Source organism: Streptomyces sp. NPDC055025, from assembly GCF_053608565.1.
Genome location: NZ_JBSGVS010000008.1, coordinates 88,754 through 105,392, shown reverse-complemented (window position 1 = coordinate 105,392; position 16,639 = coordinate 88,754). Strand labels below are relative to the sequence as shown.

Sequence of the window (16,639 nt, the reverse complement as noted above, 5' to 3'; positions counted from 1 at the left end):
ACGGCGAATCGTGAGTGGACGATCTCATCCGGGGCAACAGGTTTTCTGGCGAAACACCGGCCCCAGGGGCACTCTTGTGCGAAGCGGTGAGAGGGGCTTTAGGTTGGACGAAGCGCTCCGCCCCGAACCCGGGGTGGAGTGCGGTCCGGGGCCTGTCCTTTGGACCAGGCTGGATCAGGGAGCGGGGTCTGGTGCCGTGGATCGCAAGGCGGAGGAAGGAGCCCACGCGGAGCGTAGGCGACCGACGACAACACGGCGAGGCGCGGCACCGAGGCACGCGAGCCCAGCAGGGTCCGAAAGACAGGCCACAGGTCTTCGACAGGAGGATCCGGCCATGCCACCCGACAGTTTCAGCGACGAGGGACCAGCGATCGGCGAGGACGACGCCGAGGAGTTGCTGCGCGGCATCTGTTTCAAGACCGGCCCGCCCCGCACCGTGGGCGTGGAACTGGAATGGCTCGTGCACGATCTGCACAGCCCCGAACAGCCCGTCCCGGTCCGCCGGCTCAGGGAAGCCCTCGACGGACTGCGCACCTTGCGTCTCAGCTCGGCACTCACCTTCGAACCGGGCGGCCAGCTCGAACTGAGCTCGGCGCCCGCCGGGTCACTGATGGAGTGCGTCACCTCCACCGCCCAGGATCTGGCCCTCGTACGGTCGGCGCTCCGTACGGCGGGACTCGCTCTCGCGGGTCTCGGACAGGACCCCTGGCACTCTCCCGACCGGCTGCTGCGCGCCCCGCGCTATGACGCCATGGAGATCTATCTCGACCGGATCGGTCCGGCCGGCCGCGCCATGATGCGGACGACCGCCTCCGTCCAGGTCTGTCTGGACGCGGGCCACGAGGAGCCGGGCCCGCTCGGCTACGGCCGGCGCTGGCAACTCGCCCATCTGCTGGGCGCGGTGCTGGTCGCCGCGTTCGCGAACTCCCCGATGCGCGAGCGCAGGCCGACCGGCTGGCGCTCCACCCGGCAGGCGCTGTGGGCTCAGCTCGACCCCGCCCGTACCACCGCGCCGTCCGCGCGGCACGAGCCGCGCGCGGGCTGGGCCGCGCTCGCCCTGGACGCCCCGGTGATGTGCATCCGGGCGCCCAAGGGCCCCTGGACGGTGCCGGAGGGGCTGACCTTCCGCAACTGGATCCGCTCAGGGGCGCCCCGGCCGCCGGTCCGCGCCGATCTCGACTACCACCTCACGACGCTCTTCCCGCCGGTCCGGCCGCGCGGCCATCTGGAACTGCGGATGATCGACCAGCAGCCGGGCGAGGACGGCTGGCTGGTGCCGCTCGCCGTCACCACCGCGCTGTTCGACGATCCCGAGGCGTCGGAGACCGCCTACCGCACCGTCAAGTCCCTCGCGGAGACGGCGGGCTCGCTGCCCGCGCCACGCAATCTGCTCTGGGTCAACGCCGCGCGGTACGGCCTGGCCGACCCCGAGCTGCATCTCGCCGCGATGGCCTGCTTCGCCGTCGCGCGGGAAGCGCTGCCGCGCATCGGTGCCACTCCCGCCGTGCAGCAGGCCGTCGCCGACTTCTACGAACGCTATGTGGTGCCCGGCCGGTGTCCCGCCGACGAGCTGCGCGCCTCTCTGAACGGGAAGGACCCCAGGACATGACCGACTCAGCGGAAACCGTCGGGATACCGGTGGAACGGCTGCGGCAGCGGGCCGTCGACGCCCTGACGACCGCCCGGGACCGTACCGCGCTGCTGACCTCGTGCGTCGACGACCACGATCTGACCGCGCAGCACTCCCCGTTGATGTCGCCGCTGGTCTGGGATCTGGCGCACATCGGCAACCAGGAGGAGCAGTGGCTGCTGCGGACCGTCGCGGGCCGCGCGGCGATCCGCCCCGAGATCGACTCGGTGTACGACGCCTTCGAGCATCCCCGCGCGGCGCGGCCCACACTTCCGCTGCTGCCGCCCGCCGAGGCGCGGGCGTACGCGTCGGACGTACGGGGCCGGGTCCTGGACGTCATCGAGCGCACCCCGTTGCACGGCGGTCCGCTGCTGGACGCCGGCTTCGCGTTCGGCATGATCGCCCAGCACGAGCAGCAGCACGACGAGACCATGCTCATCACCCATCAGCTGCGCCGTGGGCCGGCCGCGCTGACCGCGCCCCCGCCGCCCGCCGGGGACATGACGGGGCTGCCCGCCGAGGTGCTCGTCCCCGCGGGGCCTTTCACGATGGGCACCTCCGCCGAGCCCTGGTCGCTGGACAACGAGCGGCCGGCCCATCAGCGGCTCGTGCCCGCGTTCTTCATCGACACCGTTCCGGTGACCAATAGCGCCTATCTCCACTTCATCGAGGACGGCGGATACACCGGCGAACGCTGGTGGGCGCCGGAGGGATGGGCCCAGATCCAGGAGCACGGCATCGGCGCCCCGCTCTTCTGGCGGCACGAGGGCGGGCAGTGGCTGCGCCGGCGCTTCGGTGTGGTGGAGCCGGTCCCGCTGGACGAGCCGGTGCTCCATGTGAGCTGGTACGAGGCCGATGCGTACGCCCGCTGGGCGGGGCGGCGGCTGCCGAGCGAGGAGGAGTGGGAGAAGGCCGCCCGGCACGATCCCGTCTCCGGGCGGTCGCTGCGGTATCCGTGGGGCGACGAGGAGGCCACCCCGGAGCGGGCCAATCTCGGGCAGCGCCATCTGCGCCCGGCGCCCGCGGGCAGCTATCCGCGGGGCGCGTCGCCGCTCGGTGTACGGCAGTTGATCGGTGATGTCTGGGAGTGGACGTCGAGCGACTTCCTGCCCTATCCGGGCTTCGCCGCCTTCCCGTACCGCGAGTACTCGGAGGTGTTCTTCGGCGGTGCGCACAAGGTGCTGCGGGGCGGGTCGTTCGCGGTGGACCCGGTCGCCTGCCGGGGCACGTTCCGCAACTGGGACCTGCCGGTGCGGCGCCAGATCTTCTCCGGCTTCCGCACCGCCCGTACGGCCGGGGCCGACGTGACCGCGGGTACCCCGGGGAGATCCTGATGTGCCGTCAGATCGCTTACCTGGGACCGCCGGTGGCGCTCGGCGAGGTGCTTGTGGCCCCTCCGCACGGGCTCTACCGGCAGTCCTGGGCGCCGCGCCACCAGCGGTACGGGACCGTCAACGCCGATGGTTTCGGGGTGGGCTGGTACGCCGAGGGCGATCCGGTCCCGGCCCGCTACCGGCGCGCCCTGCCGATCTGGGCCGACCCGGGCTTCACCGATCTGGCCCGGGTGGTCCGTACCGGCGCCCTGCTCGCCGCGGTACGTGACGCGACGGTGCCGAGCGCCGACGGCGAGGCCGCGGCGGCGCCGTTCGCCGACGGGCCGTGGCTGTTCGGCCACAACGGCTCGGTCGGCGGCTGGCCGGACAGTGTCGCGGCGACGGCGGCGGCCCTGTCCCTGACCGAGCTGCTCTCCCTGCCGGCCCGCAGCGACTCCGCGCTGCTGTGGGCGCTGGTGCTGCACCGGCTGCGGGCCGGGGACGAGCTCGGCCAGGCGCTGGCCGACACCGTTCACGAGATCGCGACGGCGGCCCCCGCGTCCCGGCTGAACCTGCTGCTCACCGACGGCGCCCGGATAGCGGCGACCACCTGGGGCGACACCCTCTGGTACCGCACCGGACCCGGCGACCGCACGGTGGTGGCGTCGGAGCCCTACGACGACGATCCGCGCTGGCGCGCGGTCCCCGACCGCACCCTGCTGGTGGCGACCCGCGCCGATGTTCTGCTCACCCCCCTCAAGGAGCCACCCGCGTGAGCCCGTTCGAACTGACCCGCACCCTGCCCGAGGACGCCACCGGCGCCGCGTTGCGCGCCGATGTGCTCCAGGGGCTGACCCGTACCCCCAAGACGCTGCCGCCCAAGTGGTTCTACGACACCCGGGGCAGCGAACTGTTCGAGGAGATCACCCGGCTCCCCGAGTACTACCCGACCCGCGCCGAGCGGGAGATCCTGCTGGCGCGCGGGCCCGCGATCGCGGCGGAGACCGGGGCGCGCACCCTGGTCGAGCTGGGATCGGGATCGTCCGACAAGACGCGTCATCTGCTCGACGAGCTGACCGCGCTCCAGCTCTACGTCCCGGTCGATGTGAGCGAGAGCGCGCTGAGCGGGGCCGCGCGGTCGCTGCTCACCGAGCGGCCCGCACTCCGGGTGCACGCGCTGATCGCCGACTTCACGGCCGGGCTGACCCTGCCGGAGACGCCCGGTCCCCGGCTGGTCGCGTTCCTCGGCGGCACGATCGGCAATCTGCTGCCCGCCGAGCGCGCGGCGTTCCTGACATCGGTCCGCGCGCTGCTGGCGCCGGGCGACACGCTGCTGCTCGGCACGGATCTGGTCAAGGACGAGTCCGTACTGGTCAGGGCGTACGACGACGCGGCAGGGGTGACAGCCGCGTTCAACAGGAACGTCCTCTCCGTCATCGACCGGGAGCTGGGCGCGGACTTCGACCCGCGCGACTTCGGCCATGTGGCGCTCTGGGACGCCGAGAACGAGTGGATCGAGATGCGGCTGCGGGCCCGCCGGGCCCTGACCGTGAAAATCCCGGAACTGGATCTGGTGGTGCATTTCGAGGCCGGTGAGGAGGTACGGACCGAGGTGTCGGCGAAGTTCCGTCAGGACGGGGTACGGACGGAGCTCTCGGCCGCCGGGATGGAGCTGACACGCTGGTGGACCGATGAGGCGGGGCGCTTCGCGCTCTCGCTCGCGACGGCGGTCTGAGCGGCGGCGGACAGCGCGCGGCGGTCGGTGTGGCGTCCGGCGGGGATCACCGGCAGGACCGTGATCTCCGCCGTCAGCCCGCCGGCCGTCACCACCCGCCACAGCGAGACCCCCAGCGAGTCGTTCCCGATGAAGGCCGGCGCACCGGACGGCTCCCCGCCGGGACCCCGGTAGGTGAGCCGTACGGGCCGGACATCGGCGTGCGCGTCCAGCGCGGCCTGGAAGACGGCGGTGGTGAACCGGCCGTGGTCCTGGCCGCACCAGGTGCAGCCCTCGGGAAAGACGACCACCCGGGAGCCCTCGCGCATGGCCGTGGCCAGGGTCCGTACGGTGCCGGGCAGCGCCCGCAGCCGCTCGCGCTCCACGAAGACCGTGCCGCCCTGGGTCGCCATCGCGCCCAGGACCGGCCAGCCCCGTATCTCGCTCTTGGCCAGATTCCGCCCGGGGAAGACGGCGGCTATCAGCGGGATGTCCAGCCAGGAGATGTGGTTGGAGACGACCAGGAATCCGCTGCCGCGCGGGGGCGCCGGCTCGCCCACCACGCGCACGCGCAGACCGAAGCTCCGGACCACCGCCCCCGCCCAGAGCCGGGTCAGCCGGTCCCGGTGCGCCCCGCGCAGCAGCGAGACGAGCGGGGTGAGCAGCACCCCCGCCAGCACGAGGGGAATCCCCACCAGCAGCCGGGCGATCCCGGTGAGCGGGCCGGCGAGGGGTCCGCTGTGGGTGGCGCACTCCGGCGAGACGCAGGGCGCGGTGGGCAGCCAGACACTCATGCCGAGGGAACGAGAGAGAGGAAGTGCTTCAGATAGCGCGGGTTGGTGCGCTTCATCGACAGCAGGACATAGAGGTCCGCGCAGTCGAAGTCCGGGTCGTGCGCGGGCGCGCCGCAGACCCAGGCACCGAGCCGCAGATAGCCGCGGAGCAGGGGCGGCAGCTCGGCGGCGGAGGCGGCCTCGGCCTCGGAGGCCGGCGTCCAGAGCCGGTGCGGGGTGACCCAGTACTCCTCGGGCGCGAGGTGCTTGGCCTTCACGGTGCTCCAGGTGGAGGCGGCCAGGGCGCCGCCGTCCCCGAGCGGGATCGAGCAGCAGCCCGCGAGCCAGTTGTGGCCCGAGGTGGTCATATAGCGGGCGAGTCCGGCCCAGATCAGGGCGATGACGCCGCCGGTGCGGTGCAGGGGGTGGACGCAGGAGCGGCCGACCTCGACCAGGTCGTCCCGGATCGGGCCCAGCCTGGAGAGGTCGAACTCGCTGTCGGAGTAGATCCGTCCCGCGGCCCTGGCGCGCTCGGGCGGCAGCAGCCGGTAGGTGCCGACCACCTCGCCGGTGATCTCCTCACGTACCAGCAGATGGTCGCAGTACGCGTCGAACTCGTCGATGTCCAGGCCGGGCTCGGGGCCGTCGAGCCGGGCGCCGAGTTCTCCCGCGAAGACGAGATGGCGCAGCCGCTGCGCGGCCCGTACGTCCTCCTGGTTACGGGCGAGGGAGACCACATAGCGCGTCTCGGTGTCGGCGTGAGCGGGAACGCCGACGGGCGAGGGAGCGGGAGCGGTCGTGAGCGGTGCTGGTGCGATGGCGGACATGGCTGTCTCCTGTGCCGGTGGGGAAGGCGGCTGCCGGAGTCCGTCGCTCGCGCGGCGGGTCCGGCACCTTGTTTCTTCCTTGACCGGCTGGATTTGACATGACCACACGGCGGAGTGCGGATGTGAGACGGTTGAATGGCCGGGACCGGGGCGCACACCGGAGTGTCTCGTTCCGGGTCCTGTTCCGGCCGCGTGGACGCCACCACGTAACCTATCGGCACTGTCCCGCGACGGAGAAACCGGTGAATGCCCCGGCGAGGAGCCGTGCGGGGCCGGGGCCGGACGGGCCGGGTTCAGCCGGAGACCAGCGCGGCGGTGATGTGCTCGGAGGCCGCCCTCGCGGACTCCTCCGGGTCCTGGCCCTCCAGGACGGCCGTCATATAGGGCTTGATCGGGTTGTCCGCCTCGACACTCGCCCACTGCGGGGAGTTGGGGGTGGCCCGGCCCCTGGCGGCCCCCACGGCCATCGCGGCCGTACCCTCGTCGCCGTCGATGACACCGGCGAGCGTCACCTTGTTCGGCACATAGCTCATGGTTCTCGCGAGATCCGTCTGCCACTTCCGGCCCGCCAGCGCCTTGACGACCTCGACGGCGGCCGAGTGGTGGCTGGAGTTCTTCGGGACGATCAGATCGGAGCCGCCGGTGAAGACGCGCCCCGGTCTGTCGGACGTCTTGCCCGGTATCGGGAAGAAGCCGAGCTTGCCCTCCAGCTCCGGGTTCTGCTCCTGGATGAGCCGCGCCGAGCTGGGGGTGGAGATGATCTGGGCGACATCGCCCTTGGCGAAGACCTCCGCCTGCGGGGGCTTGGCCTCGTCGGAGTTCTTCGGTCCTTCGCCCAGCGACTGGAGGTCCTTGTAGAAGGACATGCCTCTGAGCGCGGCGGGCGAGTCGAGCGTGCCCTGCCACTCACCGCCCGCCTCGACGGCCAGTTCGCCGCCCTCGTCCCAGATGAACCCGGCGAGGGTGTACCAGTCCTGGCCCGCGAGATAGATGCCCTGGTTGCCACCGCGGTTGAGCTCCTCGGTGTCCGCGAGCCATGCCTCACGGGTCTTGGGCACCTCGTCGATCCCGGCGAGCGCGAACAGCTCCTTGTTGTAGATCACGACGCGGTTGGCCGCGTACCACGGGATACCGAACTGCGCGCCGTTGATGCTGCCCGGCTCGGCGAGACCCGGCAGCCACTCCGCGCTGCCCAGGTCCCGTACGGACTCCAGGGTGAGATCACGCAGATTCCCGCTCTCCGCGTACTGGGCGACCTGGGTGTTGCCGACCTCGATCACATCCGGGGCGTCCTCGTCGTCCAGCGCGGTCAGCACCTTCTCACCGATCCCGGTCCACTCCTGGATCCTGATGTCCAGCTCGACGGAGGGGTGTTCGTCCTCGTAGTCGGTCACGAAGCGGTCGAGGAAGGCGTCCGAGACGCTGTCCTTCATCAGCCAGACGGTCACCGTGGTGGAGCCTCCGCCTCCGCCCGGCATCATTCCGCAGCCGCCGAGCACGACACAGGAGACAAGAGCCACGGAACAGGGAAGACAGCGGTTCTTCACGTAGGTCAACCTTCTGGCTTAACGGCACGAAAGGGAGCCCGGCGTGGGGGGAGCGAACAGCGTTCGCACGGGTGTGTGGGATTTTGGTATGGACCAAGGGGAGGGTCAAGTCCCGCAAGGGGACGGAGAGGAACGGGCGCCTGAACGGCGCCCGTTCCTCCGATGATCCGGGCCGGTCACTGACCGCCGGGCACCGTGTCCTCGAAGGTGGTGCCCGCCGCCCGGTAGGCGTTGACCTTCGCGCCGACCTGGGCCGGGGTCAGCACCTGGTCCTTGACATGCAGGACGTAGTCGACCTTCTGGTCGTACGCCCGCGGTGTGGTGCTCGGCTGCCCCGCCAGATCGATCAGCCACTGGTTGAAGTTGATCGACATGGGGCGCTCGGGCAGATAGCGGGCGTCGTGCGTGCCGAAGGTCTGCCCGTCGACGTAGTAGGTGATCGCGTTGTTGTCGATGGTGACCACGAGGTCGTGCCAGCCCGCGTAGCTGATCCGGGATTCGGAGTGCTGGTTGACGGCCTCCCAGGGATCGGGCCGGTAGGTCTCCCACGAGGTGGTGTAGAGGATGTTGGCGGGCTCGCCCCAGCCGCCGTTGGGCAGATACTCGAAGTCGTACTCGGCGTAGTCGTCCGCCATCGGGGCCTTGAGGTCGTTGATGGTGAAGAACGTCTGTACGAGACGGTCACCGTCCGGGCCCGACTTCGGGGTGTCGGAGAACCTCACCCGGGCCGCGTAGGTGCCGTTCCTGAACTTCATCGCCTTGGTGAGGACCTCGGTCTGCTCGGTCGTACCGCTCGTGCCGGCGGTGGACGTCTCCAGATTCATGATCGAGTTCGTCCCCTCCTTGGCGAAGGTGACGTTCTCGGGTGCCCAGGCCGCCCCCGGCACCCCCGGTCCGCCGGAGTTCGCGCGCACGCTCCAGCCATGGGAACCGATCGCGGGATCGGTGTGCGAGGTGTAGTCGAAGTCGTCGAAGAGCGCGGCACCGCCGGTGGGCGGGTCGGTCGGGGGGTCGGTGGGCGGGTTCGTCGGGCCGCCCGGGTCGTTGCCCTCCGGGGCCGTTCCCCAGACGAGCGTGCCGCCCACCGTGGCGGTGGTCTTCGTCCAGTCGCCGTAGGCGGTCTGCGAGGGGCCGAAGGAGTAGTCGTCGCTCTGGTTGAGCGAGGCCCAGTTGGAGCGGTAGAAGCGGAGCTGGAGGTCGCCGGTGTCGGCGCCGGGGGCCAGGGAGCCCGCGCCCGCGGTGAAGCCGATCTCCAGATAGCGGTCGGCGGTGGCGGTCGGACGGGCGAGGGTGCCGAAGGTGCCGGTGATATTGGCGCACCCCTTCACCGCCCAGGAACAGGCGAAGGTGTACGAGGCGCCCGCGTCGGCCTTGAAGTAGTAGCGGACCTTGACCGTGCCGAGGGAGACGGCGGAGCCCGAGGTGTTGACCACCTTGAACCAGGGCTCGGCCTGGTCGGAACCGGTGGAACTCTGACGGTACTGGACCTTCAGCGACGGGTCGGCGGCGGCGGCCGGCAGCGCGGTGAGCGCGGCGCAGCCGAGTCCGGCCGCCAGGCCCATGGCGACGGCGGTCCGCATCCCCGCGCGGCGGGCGCGGCGCACGGTGTCCGCCGGTGAGGTGGTGTCCGCCGGGGCGGCGGTGTTCATCGGGGCGGCGGTGTTCATCGGCGCGGTGCTGGCTGTCGGCGCGGTGGTGTCCGCCGGGGGTGTGGGGCTCGTCGGCGCGGGGGCGTTCTCCTGTGTGGTCATCGACCGGTTTCCTCTCCTGGTGGGGGGCCGAGCGGGGAGTGCTGCGGAAGGCCGTGCGAGGGGTCGTGCGGAGGACGGCTCGGCACACGGAGCGCGTCGAGCCGGGTTCGGTGGTGGATCAGCCGCCGCTGGAAGCCCGGCCAGTCCCGGTGCGCGGACCAGGCGGTCTCGGCGAGCGCGCAGAGCCGGGGGAACGCCAGATACTCGGCGTGCGCGGCGGTGGGCACGTACTCGCTCCAGAGCTGTGCCTGGGTGCCCAGGACCCGGGCGGCGGCGTCCGGTTCCCACGCGGCGGGCGCGGGTTCCAGGTCGTACACATCACGCAGGGACACCACACCGCCCGGCTGGCCGGGCGGCTCGTCGGGACCGTCGCTCTGCGGGTAGTCGAGATAGGTCGAGCGGTACGGAGCCATGATCACGTCCTGGCCCCGGCGGGCGGCGGTGAGTCCGTGCTCGGCGGTCCGCCACGGCACGGCGGTGAACCCGACGGGCAGATCGCTCCCGGACTCGGTCCAGCCCAGCGGCCGCCGGCCGTTCTCGGTGAGGAAGGCGCCGACGCGTCCCATGAACCAGCCGTGCAGCGCCTCGGGGCCGGAGAGCCCCTCGTCCGCGGCCCGCCGGCGCGCGTCGGGCGAGCGCTCCCACTCGGTGGTGGGGCACTCCTCGCCGCCCACATGCACATGCGGCGAGGGAAAGGTCTCCATGACCTCGTCCAGTACGGTGCGGCAGAAGTCGAGCACCTGGTCATGGACGCCGAGGACGTTCTCGCACACGCCCCAGCGGTCCCACACGGTGAGTCCGCGCGAGGGCACATTGCCGAGTTCGGGGTACGCGGCGAGCGCCGCCCGCGCGTGACCGGGCATCTCGATCTCCGGTACGACGGTGACGCCGCGGGCCGCGGCGTAGGCGACCAGACCGCTCAGCTCCTGGCGGGTGTAGGCGCCGCCGTGCGGTTCCCCGCCCACCTCGGTGAGCTTCGGATAGGCGGCGACGGGCATCCGCCAGCCCTGGTCGTCGGTGAGATGGAGATGCAGCACATTGAGCTTGTGCAGGGCGAGCAGATCGGTGAACCGGCGCAGGAAGGAGACCGGCCGGAAGCGCCGGGCCACATCGAGCATGGCGCCGCGCCAGGCGAACCGCGGTACGTCCGTGATCTGTACGCACGGCAGCGCCCAGTCCGTACCGCGCGCCGCCTCGTGCGACAGCGCCCCCGGCGGCAGCAGCTGACGGATCGTCTGGACACCGCGCAGCAGGCCCGCCCGGCCGCCGGCGCGCAGCAGTACGGCGTCGGTGCCGATGGTCAGTCCGTACCCCTCGTCGCCCAGTCCGCCGAGGGCGGGATCGAGGACGAAGACGATCCTGCCGTCGTCGGCGCCCGGCAGCGGCAGGCCGGTGGCGGGGGCGAGCAGTGTACGGAGCAGGGCGGCGGCGTCCTGGGCGCCGCCGGGGGCCGCGCGTACCGCGGTGTGTTCGTCGAGTGTGAACCGTCCGGGAAGCGGGGTCAGTTGGGAAGGCCGTGGAATGAGCTGGAGTCCGGCGCGGTGTACCGCGGTCATGGGGGGTTGGTCTCCTATCCCTTGACGGCGCCGCTGGTCATCCCGGAGGCGACCCGTCCCTGAAGGACGAGGAAGAGCACCAGAACGGGCAGGGCGAAGAGAGTGGAGGCGGCCATGGTGGCGCCCCAGTCGGTGCCGAAGACATTGGAGAACGAGGACAGCCAGACGGGGAGGGTGCGGTCGTCCTGGTTCTTGATGATCAGCATGTTGGCGAAGGCGAACTCGTTCCAGGCCGTGATGAATCCGAAGAGCGAGGTGGCGAGCAGTCCGGGGGCGAGCAGCGGCAGGGTGATCCGGCGGAAGGCGACCGCGCGGGTGCAGCCGTCGACCTGGGCCGCCTCCTCCAGTTCGACGGGGATGGCGGTGAGGAAGCCGCGCAGGGTCACGATGGTGAAGGGCAGCGTGATCATGAAGTAGATCAGGGTGAGCATCGACAGCTTGTCGAGCATGCCGGTGTCACGGGCGATGACATACATCGGGATCAGCAGCGCCTCCCAGGGCGCCACCTGCGCGATGAAGACCATGAGGATGAATCCCCTGCGGCCCTTCCAGCGCAGCCGGGCCACGGCGAACGCGGCGCCGAGGGCGACGACCAGCGCGAGCAGCACACACCCGGCCGTGACGGCGAGGCTGTTGCGCCAGAAGAGCCAGAACCCGTCCGCCTGGACGGCCTTGGTGAAGTGGTCGAGGGTGAGCGACGTCGGCAGGAACAGCGGGGTCTCGGACTGGATGTCCCGGGTCGGCTTGAAGGCGGTCAGCACCATCCAGTAGACGGGGAAGACGGAGAGGACGAAGACCACCAGCGCGGCGGCGTGCAGCGGTATCCGGCGTATCCGGGCGCGGCGCGCGGCGCCGCCTGCCACGGGACTCACAGTTCGGCCTCCTGCCGGAACATCTGACGGAAGTAGACGACCAGCACCGCGACGAGCAGCAGCACGGTGATGGTGGACGCCGCCGCTCCCAGGTCGTAGCGGTGCAGGGACTGGGCGGTCCGGTAGGCGTAGACGGGCAGCGTGGTGGTCGCGTCGCCGGGGCCGCCCTTGCTGATCGCCCAGATCTGGGCGAAGCACCGGAAGACCCAGATGACTTCGAGACAGAGCACCAGCGCGAAGAGCGGCCGCAGCACGGGCAGGGTGACGGAGCGGAAGATACGGGCCGCGCCCGCGCCGTCGATCCGCGCCGACTCGTACAGTTCGGCGGGGACGGTGAGCAGCGCGGCGTGCAGGGTGATGGCGGCGAACGGCACGGACTGCCAGACGACGAGCAGGACCAGGATGACAAAGGTGGCGGTGCCGTCCGCGAACCAGGAGTAGTCCTCGTACGACTCGAATCCGAGCGTGACGAGCAGCCAGTTGACCACTCCGAGCCGGGACGAGAACAGCCACTGGAAGACCGTGGTGGTGGCGATGACCGGGCTGGCCCAGGCGAGCACCAGACCGCTCATCACCAGCAGCCGCGTCCGCCGGCCGAGGTGCTGGAGCATCAGCGCGACCAGCGTGGCCAGCACCATGATCAGGACGACATTGACCGCGGTCCACCAGAAGGTCCGCCGTACGACCTCCCAGAACACGGTGTCGTCCAGGATCTCCCGGTAGTTGGCGAGGCCGGCGAACGGTGCCCCGCCCCGGATGAGTTCGCCCATCCCATAGGTCTGGAGCGAGATGACCAGATTGCGCACGAGCGGATAGACGAGCAGATACGCGGTGCCGAGCACGGTGGGCGCGATCAGCAGATACGGCCACAGGGCCCTGGGTATCCGGCCTGCTCCGGGTGCCCGGCGGGGCCCGGCTGCCGCGCTCATGAGCCGAGCGTCTTGGTGATGCTGTCGGACGCTTCCTTCGCGGCCTTCGCGGGATCGGCTCCGGTGAGCACCGCGGTCATGTACTGCTTGATCGGGTTGGTGGCCTCGACGGCGGCCCACCGCGGTGAGTTGGGGGTCGCCCGGCCCCGCGCGGCGCCCGCGGCCATCGCGGCGGTGCCCTCGCTGCCCTTCACCGCGCCCGCGAGCGAGGTCCTGTTGGGGACATAGCTCATGGTCTTCGCCATGTCGGTCTGCCAGGTGTCGCCCGCGAGCGCCTTGATCACCTGGTAGGCCGCGTCCTGATGGGCGGAGGCCTCCGGGACGATCAGATCGGAGCCGCCGGTGAATACCGCGCCCGGTTCGCCCGCCGTCCTGCCCGGCACGGGGAAGAAGCCGATCTTTCCCTTCAGCGCGGGGTTGGTCTCCTCGATGATCTTCGCTCCGCCGGGTACGGAGATGATCTGGGCGACATCGCCCTTGGCGAAGACCTCCGCCTGCGGGGGCTTGGCCTCGTCGGAGTCCTTGGGTCCCTTCCCGAGGGCCTGGAGGCGCCGGTAGAAGTCCATCCCGGCGAGCGCCTCGGGGGTGTCCAGCGCGCCCTTCCAGTCATCGCCGGACCGGACGGCGAGATCGCCGCCCCCGTCCCAGATGAAGCCGGCCAGGGTGTACCAGTTCTGGCCCGGCAGATAGATGCCCTGGACACCGCCCTTGTCGAGCTTCGCCGTGTCCGCGAGCCAGTCGTCCTGGGTGGCGGGCGGCGAGGTGATACCGGCCTGGGCGAAGTGGTCCTTGTGGTAGAGGACGACCCGGTTGGCCGCGTACCAGGGGATTCCGTACTGCTTGCCGTCGATCCTTCCCGGTTCCGCGAGCCCCGGCAGCCAGTCGGCGCCGGACAGGTCCTCCGTACGGCCGGTGAGATCCTTGACCCCGCCGCTGGCGGCGTACTGGGCGACCTGGGTGTTGCCGACCTCGATGACATCGGGGGCGTCGGTGGAGGCGAGGGCCGCGGTGACCTTCTCGCCGATGCCGTCCCACTCCTGGATCTGGATGTCCAGGGCGATGTCCTCGTGCCGCCGCTCGAAGTCCTCGGAGAACCGGGTGAGGAAGTCCTCGGTGACGCTGTCCTTCATGATCCAGACAGTGAGCTTCTCCGGTCCGTCGGCGCTGCCGGAGGAGGAGCCGCACGCACTGACGGCCAGGGTCGCCGCGAGTGCCGCGGCGCCGGCGATGAAGCGGATCTTCACGGGCCACCTCGATAAGGGTTTTACCAATTGGTCAACTGGTAAGGTGTGTGCCCAGAAGGTGGCATGGACCAATGGTGGCGTCAACCCCCCGGAAATTACTGCCTGGAAGGCACCGCGCAGAGACCGCACCGGGTACCGCCCGGGGTGAACATGCCCTCCACTGGTTACGATTGTGTTTACCAGTTTCCCCGGCGGGCCGGTTGACCAGTCGGAGTCACGGGACGGAAGCACGAGGGACGGAAGAGGTCATGCCCATGGGGAGCGGCTCGTCGGGTGCCGTACTCAAACGTGAACGCGTACGGGAGTATCTGCTCGGCCTGATCGAGGCGGGCCGCGCGGGCGACGCGATCCCTTCCGAGCGCACCCTCTGCGCCGAACTCGGCGTCTCCCGCCCGACCCTGCGCACCGCGGTGGACGAACTCGTCGCCACCGGGCAGCTCGTCCGCGAACACGGCCGCGGCATGTTCGTCGCACCCGCGAAGATCACCCAGGAACTCACCCCGGAGGACACGGCGTTCGTCGTCCCCCGGGCCTCCGGCACCTGGTCGAGCACCATCCTGGAGCGCACCACGTTCCGGGCCGGCGCCCGGATCGGCCGCAAGCTGCGGGTCTCCCCCGCCGCGGAGCTGATCTACATCGCCCGGCTGCGGCTGGTGGACGGCTCACCCATCGCCATCGAGCATCTGCACATCCCCGCCGAGCTCGCCCCCGGCCTCACCCCGCAGGAGCTGGAGTCGGGCGAGCTGTACGACCATCTGCGGGAGCATCACCAGCTCTATGTCCACGAGGCCACCCAGTCCATCGAACCGACGGTGGTCAGCGAGTCCGAGGCAGCGGTGCTGCGGGTCCCGGTGCTCTCCCCCGCCCTGCTCATCGAACGCCTCACCCTCGACACCTCGGGCCGTCCCGTCGAGTACGTCCACTCCCTCTACCGGGGCGACCGCTACCGGATCGTCTCCCGGCTGGCCCTGGGCACCCGGCCGCCCCACCCCCGCCCCGACGGCCACCATCCGGGCATCCCCCCGGGGGACTTCGCCCACGACGGCATCATCACCTCGTCCACGACCGGTGATGCATACTGACCGCAGCCTCCGACGGCTCATCCGACGGCTCAGCGGGAGGGCCCGTGCGCGACACCCGTTCCCCCCACCCGGTGCTCAAGCGGGAGCGGGTACGGGACCATCTGCTCGGGCTGGTCGACACCCGCCGGCCGGGCGACGCGATTCCGTCCGAGCGCACGCTCTGCGCCGAGCTGGGTGTGTCGAGGCCCACGCTGCGGACGGCGGTGGACGAACTCGTCGCCACCGGACTGCTGGTCCGCGAACACGGCCGCGGCATGTTCGTCGCACCCGCGAAGATCACCCAGGAACTGGGCCCTGTCCGGCCGATCTTCGTGGGCCCGGAACGCCTGGCACGGCACCTCGCCGCGTTGTCGGAGTCGTCCAAGTACGTCCAGTACGAGGACGATCCTCCGCCTTGCGATGCACCGCACCAGCCGCCCCGGGCTGATCCACGAAGATCCGCCGGACAGGACCTGGTCGCCGAGGACCGCTCCGCCGTGGCGCCCCGGGCGCCGGGCGTGTGGTCGGCCCGGGTGCTGGAGTTCCGTACGGTCGGCGCCGGGGCCCGGGTGGGGCGCAGGCTGGGGCTCTCCCCCGCCGCCGAGGTCGTCCATGTGGCCCGGCTGCGGTTCGTGGACGGCGGGGCCGTCGCCCTGGAGTATCTGCATCTGCCCGCCGAGCTCGTCCCGGGGCTGACACCGGCGCGGATGGAGTCGGGGTTCTACGCGTATCTGCGCGAGGAGCGCCGGATCACCCTGACCGAGGCCGTGCAGTCGATCGAGCCGACGGTACTGAGCGAGGACGAGGCCGAGCTGCTCGGGGTACCGGTATTCTCACCCGCGCTGCTGTTCGACCGGATCACCTCGGACGCGTCGGGCCGTCCCGTGGAGTATGTGCGCTCGCTGTACCGGGGCGACCGCTACCGGATCGTCTCCCGGCTGGCCCTGGGCACCGCGGCGGAGGACCGGCCCGCGCCGGACGCCTCGCGGAGCGCCGCGTGGTGGGGCACGGTGGAGTGACAGCCGCGGCACCCGCGGCGCCTGACACGACCGTACGCACGCGTGACACGACCCTATGGACGCGTGACACGACGTACGGACACGTGGCGCGGCGTACGAGTGAGGAGAGCGAGCCCATGTCCCACCACACCCACCACACCTACCGGGTCACCGAGATCGTCGGCACGTCCCACGAGGGAATCGACGACGCCATTCGCAATGGTGTCAACCGCGCGGCCGAGACCCTGCGCGGTCTCGACTGGTTCGAGATGACGGAGGTCCGCGGCCATATCGTCGACGGTGACATCGAGCACTTCCAGGTCGGGCTGAAGGTCGGGTTCCGTCTCGAGGACGGGTGAGCGGGTGCCGGACGGACGGCCGGTCAGTCCCCTTCCGCCGCCTCCTCCTCGCGTCGGCTCCCCTC

The 16,639-nt window shown here is 71.0% G+C and carries 15 protein-coding genes; 7 read left to right on the top strand and 8 right to left on the bottom strand.

Annotated elements, in window-relative coordinates; genetic code table 11:
* The first annotated feature begins 334 nt into the window (after nucleotides 1–334).
* The 4 genes from egtA to egtD are packed head-to-tail and all read left to right on the top strand — an operon-like array spanning nucleotide 335 to nucleotide 4,678.
* Nucleotides 335–1,609 (top strand): ergothioneine biosynthesis glutamate--cysteine ligase EgtA, encoded by a 1,275-nt coding sequence (gene egtA, locus ACWGDX_RS07610; protein WP_453623187.1) that lies wholly within the window; start codon nucleotides 335–337, stop codon nucleotides 1,607–1,609.
* Nucleotides 1,606–2,964 carry an ergothioneine biosynthesis protein EgtB gene (gene egtB / locus ACWGDX_RS07605; RefSeq protein ID WP_453623186.1) on the top strand — a complete coding sequence of 453 codons (1,359 nt, stop codon included), beginning with the start codon at nucleotides 1,606–1,608 and terminating at the stop codon, nucleotides 2,962–2,964. Before egtA ends, egtB begins: the two co-directional genes overlap by 4 nt.
* On the top strand, nucleotides 2,964–3,719 hold the full coding sequence (gene egtC / locus ACWGDX_RS07600; RefSeq protein WP_453623185.1) for an ergothioneine biosynthesis protein EgtC: 756 nt from the start codon (nucleotides 2,964–2,966) through the stop codon (nucleotides 3,717–3,719). Before egtB ends, egtC begins: the two co-directional genes overlap by 1 nt.
* Nucleotides 3,716–4,678 (top strand): L-histidine N(alpha)-methyltransferase, encoded by a 963-nt coding sequence (gene egtD / locus ACWGDX_RS07595; protein ID WP_453623183.1) that lies wholly within the window; start codon nucleotides 3,716–3,718, stop codon nucleotides 4,676–4,678. The genes egtC and egtD overlap by 4 nt, the downstream gene beginning before the upstream one ends.
* Here egtD and ACWGDX_RS07590 read toward each other — a convergent pair.
* The 8 genes from ACWGDX_RS07590 to ACWGDX_RS07555 all read right to left on the bottom strand — a co-directional run bounded on the left by ACWGDX_RS07590 (nucleotide 4,573) and on the right by ACWGDX_RS07555 (nucleotide 14,156).
* The gene (locus ACWGDX_RS07590) at nucleotides 4,573–5,451 is read right to left on the bottom strand and encodes a lysophospholipid acyltransferase family protein (RefSeq protein WP_453623181.1); all 879 of its coding nucleotides are present in this window, start codon (nucleotides 5,449–5,451) and stop codon (nucleotides 4,573–4,575) included. The genes egtD and ACWGDX_RS07590 overlap by 106 nt on opposite strands.
* On the bottom strand, nucleotides 5,448–6,257 hold the full coding sequence (locus ACWGDX_RS07585; RefSeq protein WP_453623179.1) for a GNAT family N-acetyltransferase: 810 nt from the start codon (nucleotides 6,255–6,257) through the stop codon (nucleotides 5,448–5,450). The genes ACWGDX_RS07590 and ACWGDX_RS07585 overlap by 4 nt, the downstream gene beginning before the upstream one ends.
* Before the next feature lie 293 nt (nucleotides 6,258–6,550).
* Nucleotides 6,551–7,804, bottom strand: coding sequence for an extracellular solute-binding protein (locus tag ACWGDX_RS07580; protein WP_453623331.1), 1,254 nt, complete (start codon nucleotides 7,802–7,804; stop codon nucleotides 6,551–6,553).
* Nucleotides 7,805–7,980: 176 nt separating this feature from the next.
* Nucleotides 7,981–9,384 carry a cellulose binding domain-containing protein gene (locus ACWGDX_RS07575; RefSeq protein ID WP_453623329.1) on the bottom strand — a complete coding sequence of 468 codons (1,404 nt, stop codon included), beginning with the start codon at nucleotides 9,382–9,384 and terminating at the stop codon, nucleotides 7,981–7,983.
* A 167-nt stretch (nucleotides 9,385–9,551) separates the two neighbouring features.
* On the bottom strand, nucleotides 9,552–11,111 hold the full coding sequence (locus tag ACWGDX_RS07570; protein WP_453623177.1) for a beta-N-acetylhexosaminidase: 1,560 nt from the start codon (nucleotides 11,109–11,111) through the stop codon (nucleotides 9,552–9,554).
* 14 nt (nucleotides 11,112–11,125) lie between these two features.
* Nucleotides 11,126–11,983, bottom strand: a complete 858-nt coding sequence (locus tag ACWGDX_RS07565) for a carbohydrate ABC transporter permease (protein WP_453623175.1) — start codon at nucleotides 11,981–11,983, stop codon at nucleotides 11,126–11,128.
* Entirely contained in the window at nucleotides 11,980–12,912 is a 933-nt protein-coding gene (locus ACWGDX_RS07560) for a carbohydrate ABC transporter permease (RefSeq protein WP_453623173.1), read from the bottom strand. The genes ACWGDX_RS07565 and ACWGDX_RS07560 overlap by 4 nt, the downstream gene beginning before the upstream one ends.
* Complete coding sequence (locus ACWGDX_RS07555) at nucleotides 12,909–14,156, bottom strand: extracellular solute-binding protein (RefSeq protein ID WP_453623171.1); 1,248 nt, start codon at nucleotides 14,154–14,156, stop codon at nucleotides 12,909–12,911. Before ACWGDX_RS07555 ends, ACWGDX_RS07560 begins: the two co-directional genes overlap by 4 nt.
* 254 nt (nucleotides 14,157–14,410) lie before the next feature.
* Here ACWGDX_RS07555 and ACWGDX_RS07550 point away from each other — a divergent pair, with 254 nt between their 5' ends.
* The 3 genes from ACWGDX_RS07550 to ACWGDX_RS07540 all read left to right on the top strand — a co-directional run bounded on the left by ACWGDX_RS07550 (nucleotide 14,411) and on the right by ACWGDX_RS07540 (nucleotide 16,574).
* Complete coding sequence (locus ACWGDX_RS07550; RefSeq protein ID WP_453623327.1) at nucleotides 14,411–15,238, top strand: GntR family transcriptional regulator; 828 nt, start codon at nucleotides 14,411–14,413, stop codon at nucleotides 15,236–15,238.
* Nucleotides 15,239–15,282: 44 nt separating this feature from the next.
* Nucleotides 15,283–16,236 (top strand): GntR family transcriptional regulator, encoded by a 954-nt coding sequence (locus ACWGDX_RS07545; RefSeq protein ID WP_453623169.1) that lies wholly within the window; start codon nucleotides 15,283–15,285, stop codon nucleotides 16,234–16,236.
* A gap of 116 nt (nucleotides 16,237–16,352) precedes the next feature.
* The gene (locus ACWGDX_RS07540) at nucleotides 16,353–16,574 is read left to right on the top strand and encodes a dodecin (protein WP_363081803.1); all 222 of its coding nucleotides are present in this window, start codon (nucleotides 16,353–16,355) and stop codon (nucleotides 16,572–16,574) included.
* Nucleotides 16,575–16,639: the final 65 nt, after the last annotated feature.

Excerpts from the sequence above, each read along its gene's own strand:
- ACWGDX_RS07575 (WP_453623329.1), bottom strand. The coding sequence starts at position 9,384 with ATGCGGACCGCCGTCGCCATGGGCCTGGCGGCCGGACTCGGCTGCGCC.
- ACWGDX_RS07585 (WP_453623179.1), bottom strand. The coding sequence starts at position 6,257 with ATGTCCGCCATCGCACCAGCACCGCTCACGACCGCTCCCGCTCCCTCG.
- ACWGDX_RS07540 (WP_363081803.1), top strand. The coding sequence starts at position 16,353 with ATGTCCCACCACACCCACCACACCTACCGGGTCACCGAGATCGTCGGC.
- ACWGDX_RS07570 (WP_453623177.1), bottom strand. The coding sequence starts at position 11,111 with ATGACCGCGGTACACCGCGCCGGACTCCAGCTCATTCCACGGCCTTCC.
- ACWGDX_RS07550 (WP_453623327.1), top strand. The coding sequence starts at position 14,411 with ATGGGGAGCGGCTCGTCGGGTGCCGTACTCAAACGTGAACGCGTACGG.
- ACWGDX_RS07560 (WP_453623173.1), bottom strand. The coding sequence starts at position 12,912 with ATGAGCGCGGCAGCCGGGCCCCGCCGGGCACCCGGAGCAGGCCGGATA.
- egtB (WP_453623186.1), top strand. The coding sequence starts at position 1,606 with ATGACCGACTCAGCGGAAACCGTCGGGATACCGGTGGAACGGCTGCGG.
- ACWGDX_RS07590 (WP_453623181.1), bottom strand. The coding sequence starts at position 5,451 with ATGAGTGTCTGGCTGCCCACCGCGCCCTGCGTCTCGCCGGAGTGCGCC.
- egtC (WP_453623185.1), top strand. The coding sequence starts at position 2,964 with ATGTGCCGTCAGATCGCTTACCTGGGACCGCCGGTGGCGCTCGGCGAG.
- egtA (WP_453623187.1), top strand. The coding sequence starts at position 335 with ATGCCACCCGACAGTTTCAGCGACGAGGGACCAGCGATCGGCGAGGAC.